The organism is Mesorhizobium sp. P2_F7 (genome assembly GCF_056403695.1).
Genome location: NZ_JBFUFA010000002.1, coordinates 169,757 through 182,593 on the forward strand (window position 1 = coordinate 169,757; position 12,837 = coordinate 182,593).

Consider the following 12,837-nt stretch of genomic DNA (forward strand, 5'->3'; position numbering starts at 1 on the left):
CGTGCCAAAACTGGCGCCTGCTGCGGATCGCGATCTGGAAACGCCGGCAGGACAGAGGGGGTGCTGTCCCGCCGGCATCTAACCGCGACCCAACCGCGCCAGCGCCTCAAGCACAGCACCCGATTCGGCCAGCGCACCGAAAACCCCATCCTCCACCGTCACCATATGCAGCGCCGCCTCATGCGCGTATTGGTCGCCGCTCGCACACGCATCGCTAATCGTCAGGCACTGGAAATTGCGGTCGGAGGCCTCGCGCAGCGTGGTGTGGACGCAGACATCGGTCGTGCAGCCGGAAAACATCAAATGGGTGATGCCGCGTGCGCGCAGCACTAACTCAAGATCAGTATAGGTGAAGGCGCTGTTGCAGGTCTTGTCGACGATAATGTCCTCGGGCTTGACCTCAATGTCGGCGACGATCCGGAAGCCCGCGCCGGAGCGCAGCAGCACGTCGGTGCCGTCGAGTCCAGCCCGCTTGCGCCGCCATTTCTCATAAGGCGTCATATCGGCCATATCGCCACGGTAGCCTTGCCTGGTGTGGATGACGGTGAGACCGGCCGACCGTGCGGCCGCGATCAGCCGGTTGACCGTCGGCAGGATGGCGCGCAGCGGCGCAGGGTCATAGCCCTTCCTGGCAAAATAGCCTGTCGGCGACAAGAAATCTTCCTGCAGGTCGATGACCAGCAGCGCGGTGTTTGCAGGCACCAGCCTTCCGTCATAGGGGAAATCGAACGGTGTCGCCTTGATCATCGATGCGTGCCTCAATTGCTGCCTGGCATCGTGGCCCAGCAACGCCGCCGCCGTCCATCCCTCAGTGCAACGCGGCAAGCCAGACCGACACGAAGACGATGCGCCGGTTGGCACATCGCGCCAAAGACTGCTGGCCAAAAAGCCATCTTGTTTGTTGACTAGTAAACTCATGTTTTATAGTCAAGCGGGGCACGGCCGCCTGAATTGGTTTCCAGTGGCTGTGCCACGTTTGAGAGAAAGCCAGAATCCGTGGCTGGTATTTTTCGGGGTCGAGATGGGGTGTTTGCGCATCCCGTCACCCCCGCCAGCCCATCGGTTACGTGCAATGACGAAGCGAGGACGAATCGTGTCCAGAAACGGTCTTTTGGCGGCGCTGGCCGCGGTTGTGCTGTCGGCCGGCAGCGCTGCGGCGCAAGAGCAGCCGACCACCCAGCCTCGGGTGACGACGGAACCCGCTCCAGCTGCGCCGGCCGCAGTCGTCCAGCCCGCGCCGGTCTTGCCGCCAGCGGCAATGGAACAGGCGGCACCGACCGCGCCGGCTGCGCCTTTGCCGGCCAGCCAGTCCGGTGCACCCACGCAGGCCGGGCCTTCCGCCATTTCGCTGACTTTGCCGCACGATCTGTCGCCCTGGGGCATGTTCATCGCCGCCGACATCATCGTCAAGGCGGTGATGATCGGGCTCGCCTTCGCCTCCCTCGTCACCTGGACGGTGTGGCTGGCCAAGTCGCTTGAAATACTCTTCGGCAAGCTCAGTGCCCGCCGCGCCGCGCGCGCCATCGGCAATGCCGCCACGCTGCGGCAGGCCGGGCGCGCGCTTGGCAACAGCGGCGGCCCCGCTGCGCTTTTGGTTCAGGCAGCCGAAGAAGAGGCAGCGCTTTCGGCCGGCGCGCTCGACCACGTCACCGGTGACGGGTTGAAGGAACGCGTGACGTCGCGCCTGTCGCGGATCGAAGCGGCGGCGGCGCGGCGCATGTCGCGCGGCACCGGCGTGCTGGCGACGATCGGCTCGACGGCGCCCTTCGTCGGCCTGTTCGGCACCGTCTGGGGCATCATGAACGCCTTCGTCGGCATTTCGCAGGCGCAGACCACCAATCTCGCCGTCGTCGCGCCYGGCATCGCCGAGGCGCTGCTGGCCACCGCGATGGGCCTGGTCGCGGCCATTCCCGCCGTCGTCATCTACAACGTCTTTGCGCGCTCCATTTCCGGTTACCGGCAGATCCTTGCCGATGCGTCGGCCGGCGTCGAACGGCTGGTCAGCCGAGATCTCGATTTCCGCACGGTGCCGCAGGCGCCCGCGCTGGCGGCGGAATGATGGAGCGGGAGCATGGCGTCTAGGATTCGCGAAAACATCGACGGCGATATCGAGGAAAACCACGAGATCAACGTGACGCCGTTCATCGATGTCATCCTGGTGCTGCTGATCATCTTCATGGTCGCCGCACCTTTGGCGACGGTCGACGTCAATGTCGACCTGCCGGGCTCGACGGCGACACCGGCACCGCGGCCGGAAACGCCGCTGTTCCTGACTCTGAAGGACGATCTGACGCTGGCGATCGGCAACGACAGTGTGCCGCGTGCCGCTTTTGCCACCGTGCTCGACGGCAAGACCAAGGGTGACAAGCAAACCCGCATCTTCCTGCGTGCCGACAAGGCGGTCGGCTATGGCGAGCTGATGGAGGTGATGAATTTGTTGCGCGGCGCCGGCTACCTGAAAATTGCGCTGGTCGGGCTGGAAACGGTGCCGGCGGGACCGGCCGCGCCGTCGCAACCAGGCCCCGCCCCATGATGCATCTGGCCGCTGCCGTTCCCATGGCCGATCCGCCGCGCACTGGCGCGCGCGAGATCGGTCTGTGGACAATGGCAGCGGTGCTCATTGTCGGCGCGCATGTCGCGATCGCCTATGCCGTGCAGAGCTTCAGCCTGGCCAACGAGATGGATGGCGGCCCGCCGCCGGCGGTGGCGATCGAGCTGTCGCCTATGATGGTCGCACCAGCAGTGCCGGAGGACGCGATAGCCGATGTGGTGACGCCGGAGCCGACAAACCAGGTCGAGGAGACGGTCGCCGACGCAGAACCTGTCGTGGAGCCGGACGTCGGAAAGCCGGAGCCGGTCACCGAGGAGGCTGAAGAGGTCCAGCTCGACGAGCCCGCACCAGTCGAGACGGCCGCGGCCGAACAACCCGACCAGCCGCCGCTCGACGAGGTCGTACCCGACATTGTCCCGGCCATTGCGCCGGACGTGGTCATTCCGCTGCCGCAGGCCAAGCCAGTGGAGGACAAGCCGGTCGAAAAGGCGAAGCAAGCGGTCGAAAAACCCAAGCCGAAACCAAAGAAAGAGAAGAAGGAAAAGGCTGTGCCGGCGAAAGCGGTCGTAACCGCCAGCGTCGATGCGAAAGCGGCTGCCAAAGCCGCCGCGCCGAAGGCCTCGCAGTCGAGTGGATCATCAGTCAGTGCAAGCAAATGGAACTCACAGCTGATCGGATGGATCAATCGGCACAAGCGCTACCCGAGCGCGGCAAGGTCGCGGCGCGCCGTGGGTACCGCAAATGTGACCTTCGTCGTCAGCGCTTCGGGCAAGGTGACCTCCGCCCGACTGACGCGATCTTCGGGGGACGCGGATCTCGATCGCGCCGCGCTCAGCATTCTGCAGGGTGCGACGGTGCCCGCGCCTCCGCCTGACAAGGCCGGTACGGCTGTCGTGGCACCTTTGATGTTCACGCTGCGGTAAAGTTATGCCGTAGCGGTGGAGCCGATGCGGGATGCGGGCTTTGTGTCCCGCATCCCATTTTCGTTCAGCGCCCCTGTTGCTGCAGGCGCGCTTCCCGCTTCTTGCGCCACGGCGCGTTGGCCTCCCAGTCGCCGGCCATGATGCAGCCATAGGGCAGCACCTCGTCGACGATCTCCGCCAGGCCGAAATGCTCGATCTGGCGGCGCATCGAGGCCGCGTTCTTGTAGGCGCTCGGCAGCTCCGAAATATCGGTCACGCCGGAGAAGAAACGGGCATCGATGCTCTTCGTCTCCTGCGCAAAGATATCGGCGTCGCTGCGCCCCGCCTGCATGCGCCGGTGCTGGCTGCGCGAAAAGTTGCGCCCGGCGCCGTGCGGCGAGAAGCCAAGCCCGTTCTCGGCGTTCTTGCCGCGCACGATCAACACCGGCTCCGCCATGTTGAGCGGGATCAGCGTCAGATCGGTCGCGTCGTGCGCCCAGTTGTCGAAGGCCGGCGTGGCGCCTTTGCCGTGGTAGAACAGCCCGTCCGAACGGCGGAAGACGAAGTTGTGCTCGTTCCAGAACCGGTCCGACACCTTTGCTGCCAGCTTTTCGGCCGTCAGGTCGTGGATGAGCATATGGTTGCCCTTGGTCCATTCGCGGATCGTCTGCAGGGCGTCCCAATACTCATCGCCTTCCCGCGTATCTGCCGGGATCCAGGCGTTCTGCGGCAAGGTTTCCGGCGACAGCGTCTTGCGCACACCCTCGGCGATCTTCATCCCCTTGCTGTACAGCCGCGCCCCTGGCGAGCGCGAGCCATGATGGGTGACCAGCGCCGTCTCGCCGCTCGACTTCAAAGTGCCGACATAGGCGAAATGGTTGCCGTCGCCCTGCGTGCCGAAATGCTCGATCGCGGCACTGGTCAGGTCCCGCAGCAAAGGGTTCGCCTCGAAGCGCTCGAAGACCTCCTTGGCCGGCCGGATCTGCTGGCCGCGCGGACGCCCGCCCGGCCCGAAATGAGTGACCGCGTGGACGGCATCGAGCAGGGCTGCAGGCGCCACGCCCGGAAATACCGAGATCGCCATCGAGCAGCAGATGTCGGCCGAATGCATGCCGGGGTGGATTGCCTCGGACACCGCGACGCCGCCAACCGGGATCGTGCCCGACGGACCGGTCGGGCAGGCATCCGGCATGATGGCGCCGGCGCGGATCACCGGCGTGCGCATCAGCTCGGCCATGCTGCGCGTGACCGCTTCGACGTTGGCGGCTTCGTCAGGCGTCTCGGCCTCGATGTTGAGATGCAGCGGCATGGAAGCGACCGCATGCAGCGGCAGCGCCGGCGGCGGCGCGAAAGCACGCGCGGCGTCCAGCGCATCGCTCGGCGATCCACCGCTTTCCAGCACCGCATTGGCCGCGGCAAGCGCCTTGCCGAACCATTTGCCCTGCGGCATGCCGGCGTCGATCAAATCCTGTCCACTCAAAATCTCGGTCATGTCTTTCACTTTCGGTCCATATCAAGCACTGCGTATTGCGGGCGGACGACAAGGGAATGCGAGACATCTTTCCGCCACTTCGCGAAGATGCGAGGAGGGACACGAACCCTCACGCCTTTCGGCACCCGCCGTAACGGGCTGCGTCTACCTGTAGTCTCGCAGGCATTCGTCCTATTCATTCGGTCTGGCGACAAGGGTCGGCAAGACAATTACTGAGCTACTTTCCATCCGGAGATGGGAGGGATGGTTTGAACATCCGACCTTCCGCGACTTTCGCCGCGGACGCTCTATCCCTGTAGTCCTGCCTGCATTCGCCATTCAGTTACGTCGCCGCGGCGACAAGGGATGATGAAACACCGGGAGTCCCGCTCGTGCCAGAGAGCGCCGCCAAGGTGAGGAGTCGAACCTCACGGAGCATCCCATTCTTTGGAGCTGTAGTTCCATCCGGCATTCGCCGCGGTTTTGTCGAGGTGTGTGACGACAAGTATGTTGTGAAAACTGCCTTTCTGCTCTGCCGACTGAGCTACGGAGTCGATTGGCAACTCCGGCGGGACTCGAACCCGCGACCCGAAAGTTAGGATGTAGTTCCACAGGCATTCGTCACGCCGTTTGTTCAGTTCCTTTCTGTCCAATTGCGGCCGAAACCGCGTAAAGCCGTCAGGCATGACGACAAGGTTTGATGAAACGTCCCGCTCTATCCGCTGAGCTACGGGTCCATAGTGGCGGACCCGGCGGGACTCGAACCCGCGACCTGGAGGTGAATAGCCTGTAGTTCCATCGGCATTCGTCATGCCCAGATTTTTGTTCTGTTGGTCCCGGCAGACTCACTGCCGGGACTTGGTTCAGAGTTCGACCGCCTCGATCGTGCGCACCCAATGATCCGGGTCGCCGCTCGAAGTCAGCATGGTTCCCACCACGTCGAAGACGCGGTCGGAAAAGCCGCCGACATTCAGTATGTCGGCCTGCGGCTTCGCCTGCGTCGTCGCGTAGGGCTGGATGTCGACGCAGACCAGCTTGGCCTCCGGGTTCAATCCCTTGAGCTTCTGCCATTCCTGCATCGTCGCCGTGCCCTGATGCGCATGCGCTGATGCATCCACCCAGGACTGGTTGTCCGACACGAACACCACCAGGTCGACCTTCGCCTTCTCGCGCACCAGCCGCGCCAGCGGAGCCGAACAGTTGGTTCCGCCACCACCGATAGCCGCCAGCTTGGCGGCGTTGGTCATCACCGTGTCGCGAGCGTTGAGGCTGATATCAACCACATCGTTCTCGAACGGCAGGACCCTCGCCGTCGGGTTGCGCCGCAGCATCGCGGCGGCCACCAGGGCAGCCACATCGATGCAACGCACGGCCGAGGTCGCGCCCTTGCGGTAGCCGGTCGCGGGCGATGCCATCGAGCCCGAAACGTCCGGGCATACGACGACGTTGCCGTTGATCCGCGGCGCATTGCCGAGCGCGATTTCCATCGCATCCTGCAGCGCATCCCTGATCACGCCGGGCACATCCGTACCGGTCATGGTGAACGCCACCATGAGCTGGTACGGGAACACCCGGGCGCGCCGGACCGCTTCCGGATCGCGCAGACGCGCCGCCAGCTTCTCGGCGAACCCTTCCACTTCGAACACGCCGTTGCGGGCGAAAGTGTTCAGGTTCTGCCGCAGCATCTGCCAGCCGGCCGCTTCGGCGATCTGCACCCAATGCTCGCGCGACAGCGGCATCGAGGTCAGCATCTGGAACGGCACTTCCGGCACTGGCAGCGACGGATCGCGCTTGAACGCCTCGAAAGCCTTCACCGCGTCCGGCAGCACCGACAAATCATGCGGCTTGCCGATCAGGTAGCCATAAAGCGCCTCACGCGAGGCCGATTTCGGCTTCGGGTGAACCATCTTGATGACATCGGCCAGCGACGGATCATTGCCGACCGCAGCCCGCATGATCTCGAAGTCGGCCGCCTGTTCGAGCCAGGCCTGGACGAGACGCTTCGGCCGCGTGCCGAGCGACTTGCGCCCGGTGGCGCCGGAGCGCATGACCTGCACGAAGTTGCGCAGCATCTTGCCGTTCCTGACGATCCGTCCGAAAGCACGGTCGAACTCGTCGCCCTGCATCGAGGACAGAACCGCCAGCAGCAAGGCCGGCATATCCTTCATGTAGCCCTGCTCGAAGGCGTGGACAGCGGTGCGAGCCAGGAAACCCGGCTCGACCTGCCAGGCGAGCTTCAACACCTCGTCCAGCTGCTCGCGCGGCTCGGCATAGAAGGTCGCGTTGAACGTGCCCGTCGCCGCCAGCTGCGCCAGGGCCTGATGGGGCGACAGGCGATAAGCCCGGGCTCCTTCATTGTTCTTGATGCCAGCCGACGGGAGCAGCTTTCCTGCATACGTCGCAAACACGGATTTGTTCGCCATTGTTCCTATCCTTCATTTCACACCAGCAGCACTGCAGAAGGCGTGCCAGTTTGAAGGATGTGCAGGCGGCGGCTCGTGATGCTCCTCATAAATTATTGATTTTATTCCAAAATAAAAAACAACATCAAAACTTGTCGGCACTGGCCCTTCGCGAGAGAGTGCCTGTATAGTAATCCAAAAATCTCTGTTGTTATAACACAGGATAAAATGAAAAGACGCGTCGCGATAGGCATTCTGGGGACGACGCTCGATGCGGGGCGCACCGATGACCGCTGGAGGAAATGGCGGCCGACGGTTGCGCTCTGCCAACAGCAAGGGCTGTTCATCGACCGGCTTGAACTCATTCACGGGTCTCAGTCCCGGCAACTCGCCACGCAGGTCATCGCCGACATAGAACAGGTTTCGCCGGCGACCGAGGTCAGGACGCATCTGATCAGCATGCGCGATCCCTGGGATTTCTCAGAGGTCTACACGGGTCTGAGGGACTTCGCCCGCGCCTACACATTTGATCCCGACAAGGAAGATTATCTCGTCAACATCACCACCGGCACCCATGTCGCGCAGATCTGCTGGTTCCTGCTCACCGAAGCCCATTTCATCCCGGCCCGGCTGCTGCAGCTTTCGCCGCGCAAGCAGGGCAGCGACGACGATGTTTCCGGCAGCCATTCGATCATCGATCTCGACCTCTCCCGCTACGACGCCATCGCCACCCGCTTCACGGCGGAGCGCGACGAGGCGACATCGTTCCTGAAATCAGGCATCGCCACCCGCAACCCTGCCTTCAACCAGATGATCGACCAGATCGAAAAGGTGACGATCCGCTCGCGCGCGCCGGTGCTGTTGACCGGCCCGACAGGCGCCGGCAAGTCGCAACTGGCCAGGCGCATCTATGAACTCAAGAAGGCGCAGCGCCAGGTCTCCGGCGCCTTCATCGAGGTCAATTGCGCGACACTGCGCGGCGACCAGGCGATGTCGACGCTGTTCGGCCACGTCAAGGGCGCCTTCACCGGCGCCCAGAACGAGCGCGCCGGGTTGATGAAATCGGCCAACAAGGGTGTGCTGTTTCTCGACGAGATCGGCGAGCTCGGCCCCGACGAGCAGGCCATGTGCCTGAGGGCCATCGAGGAAAAGCGCTTCCTGCCGGTCGGCGCCGACCAGGATGTCATGTCGGACTTCCAGCTTCTTGCCGGCACCAATCGCGATCTGGCGATCGGCGTCAAGGAAGGCAAATTCCGCGAGGATCTGTTCGCGCGGCTGAACCTGTGGACCTTCCAGTTGCCGGCGTTGCGCGATCGTAAGGAAGACATCGAGCCGAACCTCGACTTCGAGCTGCGCCGCTTCAGCGAGCGCGAGGGCCAGAACGTTACCTTCAACAAGGAGGCGCGCGACCTCTATCTGAAATTCGCCATGGCGCCGGAGGCGATGTGGCGCGCGAACTTCCGCGATCTCTCGGCTTCGGTTACCCGCATGGCGACGCTGGCGCCGCTCGGACGTATCGACGAGGAGACCGTGCGCGACGAGATGGAGCGGCTCGGCGCCTTGTGGCGGAGCGGCGAGGCCGGCGATCGCGAGGCCATCTTGCTGGAAATCCTTGGCTCCGAGCGTCGCGATCAGATCGACATATTCGACCGGGCGCAACTGGCCACCGTGCTCGAGGTTTGCCGCGGCAGCAATTCGATCAGCGCCGCCGGCCGCAAACTCTTTGCCGTCTCCCGGCTGCAAAAGACCAGCGGCAACGACGCCGACCGGCTGCGCAAATATCTCATGCGCTTCGACCTCAGCTTCGAAGACATCGCCCGTAAATGATCGGCTTCGTGCGCGGTGCGATCGCAGTGGCGGTCACTTTCCCGCTTGACTGACCCGCCGGACCGAATACGCTAGCCCAAAATACCGGCTTTGGTCGCCGGGCGGCAAATATGCCTCGTATGCCTCGCCCTTGCGGCGCTGGCTGCGGGGCATTGTCATTTCTGGGGTTCTGTATGAAACGGCGTATCGAGATCGGCATCCTCTATTCCCGCTCGGGCAGCTACCAGCTGGTCTCCGATGCGTGCCGGATGGGCGCCATGCGCGCAATTGCCGATATCAATGCCGATCGCAGCTCAGGCATCGAGCTGGTGCCGGTCGAGCGCGATCCGCACAGCAATGCCGACCGCTACGCGACGCTGTGCGAAGACATTTTCAGGACCAGCAGCGCCCGCCATGTCGTCGGCTGTGTCACCTCATGGAGCCGCAAGGAAACGATCCCGGTGCTGGAGAAGGCCGGCGGCATGCTCTGGTACGCCTGCCCTTATGAAGGTTTTGAGGCCAACGAGCATGTCGTCTACATGCACGCTTGCCCTAACCAGCACCTGGTGCCGCTGATGGCGCATGTCGTGCCGCGCTTCGGCGCCAACGGCTTCCTGCTCGGATCGAACTATATCTGGGGCTGGGAGATGAACCGCGTGGCGCGCGACCTGATCGCGGATGCCGGCGGCAAGGTGCTGGGCGAGCGCTATCTGCGCATCGGCGAGACCGATGTGTCGCGCCTGATCGCCGAGATCCGGGCGACGCGGCCGAGCTTCATCCTCAACAATCTGATCGGGACTTCGTCCTACGCCTTCCTGGCGGCGTATCGCGATCTGGGCGACGAGGACCCGGCCTTCCGGCCGGAAAACTGCCCCGTCATTTCCTGCAACCTCACCGAGGGCGAGCTGCCGGCGATCGGCGAGACAGGCAAAGGCCATCTGTCGGTCGGGCCGTATTTCGCGCCGCGTCCGGCTGCCTTCGCCTCGTCCTTCGAGGCCTCCGCCTATGCCTCCGTGCAAGTGATGGCCGACGTCCTGTCGCGCGATGCCGATGCCGGCCCGGCGGAATTCTCCAAAGCCTTCGCCGAACGGCGCTTCTCGACCCGGCTCGGGCCGATCGCCATCGACGCCCACTCCCAGCACGCGACGCTGCCAGTGATCATCGGACGGATCGCCGACGGGTTCTTCGAGGTCGTCAGCCGCGAGGATGAGGTCGCGCCCGATCCGTATCTGTCGCGTTACGATCCGGCAAAAACATTCGGCCGTCCGCGTCTGAGAGTGGTGTCGTGACCAGGACGCGCATCCCCAATCTCGGTGGCGCCAGGGCGTTCATCCTGCATCGCCCGCACCCGACGGTGCAGGCGATCACGAGGCAATTGTCGGCCATCGGCCTGATCACGGTCGACTGCTGGCCGGAACTGTCGCCGGAAGTGCTCGCTGCCGATTTCGTCTTCTTCGACGCCGATCTCGGCTTTGACGAGCAATTTCCGTGGAAGGCCGGCGAAGCGCCGATGCCGCTTGTGGCGCTGATTGGCTCGGAGGCACCGGGCCGTATCGAATGGGCACTGTCGCACAAGGCCGATGCGCAGCTTCTGAAGCCGGTCGGCAATGCCGGCGTCTACAGCGCACTGCTGATCGCCAGGCAGAGTTTCGAGGCGCGAAAACATTTAGCCGGCGAGATCGCCTCGCTGCGCCAGCGCGTCGCCGAGCGCCAGACCATCGTGCGGGCGGTGGCAGCGCTGTCGAAAGGCTCGGATGACGAGCGCGCCTACGCGCAGCTGCGCTCGCTGGCAATGAGCTGGCAGATCAGCGTCGAGGATGCGGCGCGCCGGATCGTGGCAATGACGGATGAGGAAACAACGGGTGAGGAAGGCGGCGATGACCAGTCCCATCGCGCCTGATTTCCCTGTGCGCATGCCGGCCAAGCCACGCGCCGGCGTCTGGCGCCGGCTGGTCAAGCGCCGCCTGGCGCTGCTCGGCCTGGTCATCGTCGCCATCGTCGTCGCCGGCGCCATCCTGGCGCCATGGCTGACCGGCTATGATCCCAACGAGCAGATGTTCGATGGCCTGACCATCGAGGGCTCGCCGCTGCCGCCGAGCGCGCAGTATTGGCTGGGCACCGATCTGCTCGGCCGCGACCTGTTGACCCGCATCCTCTACGGCGCGCGCACCTCGCTTATCATCGGCATCGTCGCCAATGGCGTGGCGCTTTTGATCGGCACTTTGGTCGGCGTCACCGCCGGCTATTTCCGCGGCGGGATCGGCAGCGCGCTGATGCGCTTCACCGATCTGATGATGGCCTTCCCGGCGCTGCTGCTCGCCATTTGCCTGGCGGCGGTGTTCCAGCCGAGTCTGTGGATCGTCGCCATGGTCATTGCGCTGGTCAACTGGGTGCAGACCGCGCGCGTCATCTACACCGAGACGTCTTCGCTCGCCGAGCGCGAGTTCATCGATGCCGAACGCACCATCGGCGCCGGCGCACCGCGCATCCTGTTTCGCCACATCCTGCCGCACCTTTTGCCGACCATCATCGTCTGGGGGACGCTCGGCATCTCCACCACGGTGCTGCTCGAGGCGACGTTGTCGTTTCTCGGCATTGGCGTGCAACCGCCGACGGCGTCGTGGGGCAACATCATCTTCGAGAACCAGACGTACTTCCAGGCCGCACCCTGGCTGGTGTTCTTCCCCGGAGCCGCGATCCTGGCGCTTGCGCTGGCCTTCAACCTGATCGGCGATGCGCTGCGCGACATCCTCGATCCGACGCAAAGAGGCCGGGCATGATCGCCTATCTCGGCCGCCGGCTGATCCAGTCGCTGCTCATCCTGCTCGGCGTGTCGCTGATCACTTTTGCGCTGCTCTACCTGTTGCCCGCCGACCCGGTGCGCCAGATCGCCGGCCGCAGCGCTACGCCGCAGACGGTGGAAAACATCCGCCAGCAGCTCGGCCTCGACCAGCCCTTCGTCGTCCAGTACTGGCACTATCTCACGAAGCTCGTCAGCGGCGATCTCGGCCGTTCCTATATCCAGCGCTCCGAGGTCACCGAGCTGATCGTCTCGCGTCTGCCGGCCAGCCTGCTGCTGATGGTCGGCGCCATCCTCTGCGAGCTACTGATAGGGCTTTCCATGGGCCTGATCGCTGCCGTCAAGCGCGGCACCGCCACCGACCAGACGCTGATGGTCGCCTCCTTCGTCGGCGTCTCTGCACCGCAATTCGTTGTCGGCCTTTTGCTGCTCTACGTCTTTGCGGTGCGGCTGAGCTGGTTTCCGATCGGGGGCTACGGTACCTGGCGGCATCTGGTGCTGCCATCGCTGACCATGGGCATACTCGGCGCCGGCTGGTATGCGCGCATGATGCGCTCGTCGATGATCGACGTGCTGCGCCAGGATTATGTCCGCACCGCGCGTGCCAAGGGGCTGGCGCGCAGCGCCATCATTTTCCGCCACGCTTTGCCCAACGCCATTTTGCCGGTCATCGCCATGATCGGCATCGACATCGGCATCTTCATGGGCGGCATTGTCGTCGTCGAAAGCGTGTTCGGCTGGCCCGGCATCGGCCAGCTGGCCTGGCAGGCGATCCAGCGCGTCGACATTCCGATCATCATGGGCGTCACGCTGGTGTCGGCCTTCGCCATCGTGCTCGGCAATCTCCTCGCCGACATCATCGCGCCGTTCATCGACCCCCGTATCAAGCTCAGATGAAAATGAAA

General features: G+C 64.1%; 11 protein-coding genes. 8 read left to right on the top strand and 3 right to left on the bottom strand.

The genetic code is table 11. From position 1 onward, the window contains the following. Positions 1–78: 78 nt before the first annotated feature. Entirely contained in the window at positions 79–747 is a 669-nt protein-coding gene (locus AC1DZ8_RS06115; RefSeq protein ID WP_477400505.1) for a cysteine hydrolase family protein, read from the bottom strand. 346 nt (positions 748–1,093) lie between these two features. Between AC1DZ8_RS06115 and exbB the strand changes: the two genes are divergently transcribed. Genes exbB through AC1DZ8_RS06130 form a run of 3 tightly spaced genes read left to right on the top strand, consistent with a single transcriptional unit; the run spans position 1,094 to position 3,474 of the window. Then, a complete protein-coding gene (gene exbB / locus AC1DZ8_RS06120) occupies positions 1,094–2,059 on the top strand; it encodes a tonB-system energizer ExbB (protein ID WP_477308017.1) in 966 nt (321 codons plus the stop codon). A 12-nt stretch (positions 2,060–2,071) separates the two neighbouring features. After that, positions 2,072–2,533, top strand: coding sequence for a TonB system transport protein ExbD (exbD, locus tag AC1DZ8_RS06125; protein WP_477308019.1), 462 nt, complete (start codon positions 2,072–2,074; stop codon positions 2,531–2,533). Further along, entirely contained in the window at positions 2,530–3,474 is a 945-nt protein-coding gene (locus AC1DZ8_RS06130; RefSeq protein ID WP_477308021.1) for an energy transducer TonB family protein, read from the top strand. Before exbD ends, AC1DZ8_RS06130 begins: the two co-directional genes overlap by 4 nt. 64 nt (positions 3,475–3,538) lie before the next feature. Here the strand turns inward: AC1DZ8_RS06130 and AC1DZ8_RS06135 are convergent, their stop codons facing one another. Both AC1DZ8_RS06135 and AC1DZ8_RS06140 read right to left on the bottom strand, forming a co-directional pair. Next, the gene (locus AC1DZ8_RS06135) at positions 3,539–4,945 is read right to left on the bottom strand and encodes an RtcB family protein (protein ID WP_477400508.1); all 1,407 of its coding nucleotides are present in this window, start codon (positions 4,943–4,945) and stop codon (positions 3,539–3,541) included. 842 nt (positions 4,946–5,787) lie between these two features. Next, positions 5,788–7,347 (bottom strand): vWA domain-containing protein, encoded by a 1,560-nt coding sequence (locus AC1DZ8_RS06140; RefSeq protein WP_477308025.1) that lies wholly within the window; start codon positions 7,345–7,347, stop codon positions 5,788–5,790. Between the two features lie 207 nt (positions 7,348–7,554). Here AC1DZ8_RS06140 and rtcR point away from each other — a divergent pair, with 207 nt between their 5' ends. From rtcR to AC1DZ8_RS06165, 5 genes are all read left to right on the top strand, one after another. Then, on the top strand, positions 7,555–9,153 hold the full coding sequence (gene rtcR / locus AC1DZ8_RS06145; protein WP_477308027.1) for an RNA repair transcriptional activator RtcR: 1,599 nt from the start codon (positions 7,555–7,557) through the stop codon (positions 9,151–9,153). A gap of 173 nt (positions 9,154–9,326) precedes the next feature. Beyond that, positions 9,327–10,421, top strand: a complete 1,095-nt coding sequence (locus tag AC1DZ8_RS06150) for a transporter substrate-binding protein (RefSeq protein ID WP_477308029.1) — start codon at positions 9,327–9,329, stop codon at positions 10,419–10,421. Further along, positions 10,418–11,032 (top strand): ANTAR domain-containing response regulator, encoded by a 615-nt coding sequence (locus tag AC1DZ8_RS06155; RefSeq protein ID WP_477308031.1) that lies wholly within the window; start codon positions 10,418–10,420, stop codon positions 11,030–11,032. Before AC1DZ8_RS06150 ends, AC1DZ8_RS06155 begins: the two co-directional genes overlap by 4 nt. Continuing rightward, the gene (locus AC1DZ8_RS06160) at positions 11,010–11,912 is read left to right on the top strand and encodes an ABC transporter permease (RefSeq protein ID WP_477308033.1); all 903 of its coding nucleotides are present in this window, start codon (positions 11,010–11,012) and stop codon (positions 11,910–11,912) included. Before AC1DZ8_RS06155 ends, AC1DZ8_RS06160 begins: the two co-directional genes overlap by 23 nt. Beyond that, the gene (locus AC1DZ8_RS06165) at positions 11,909–12,829 is read left to right on the top strand and encodes an ABC transporter permease (RefSeq protein ID WP_023815305.1); all 921 of its coding nucleotides are present in this window, start codon (positions 11,909–11,911) and stop codon (positions 12,827–12,829) included. The genes AC1DZ8_RS06160 and AC1DZ8_RS06165 overlap by 4 nt, the downstream gene beginning before the upstream one ends. Positions 12,830–12,837: the final 8 nt, after the last annotated feature.

Coding starts and splice junctions, on each gene's coding strand:
- AC1DZ8_RS06160 (WP_477308033.1), top strand. CDS start 11,010: ATGACCAGTCCCATCGCGCCTGATTTCCCTGTGCGCATGCCGGCCAAG.
- AC1DZ8_RS06150 (WP_477308029.1), top strand. CDS start 9,327: ATGAAACGGCGTATCGAGATCGGCATCCTCTATTCCCGCTCGGGCAGC.
- AC1DZ8_RS06140 (WP_477308025.1), bottom strand. CDS start 7,347: ATGGCGAACAAATCCGTGTTTGCGACGTATGCAGGAAAGCTGCTCCCG.
- AC1DZ8_RS06135 (WP_477400508.1), bottom strand. CDS start 4,945: ATGACCGAGATTTTGAGTGGACAGGATTTGATCGACGCCGGCATGCCG.
- AC1DZ8_RS06130 (WP_477308021.1), top strand. CDS start 2,530: ATGATGCATCTGGCCGCTGCCGTTCCCATGGCCGATCCGCCGCGCACT.
- rtcR (WP_477308027.1), top strand. CDS start 7,555: ATGAAAAGACGCGTCGCGATAGGCATTCTGGGGACGACGCTCGATGCG.
- AC1DZ8_RS06165 (WP_023815305.1), top strand. CDS start 11,909: ATGATCGCCTATCTCGGCCGCCGGCTGATCCAGTCGCTGCTCATCCTG.
- AC1DZ8_RS06115 (WP_477400505.1), bottom strand. CDS start 747: ATGATCAAGGCGACACCGTTCGATTTCCCCTATGACGGAAGGCTGGTG.
- exbD (WP_477308019.1), top strand. CDS start 2,072: ATGGCGTCTAGGATTCGCGAAAACATCGACGGCGATATCGAGGAAAAC.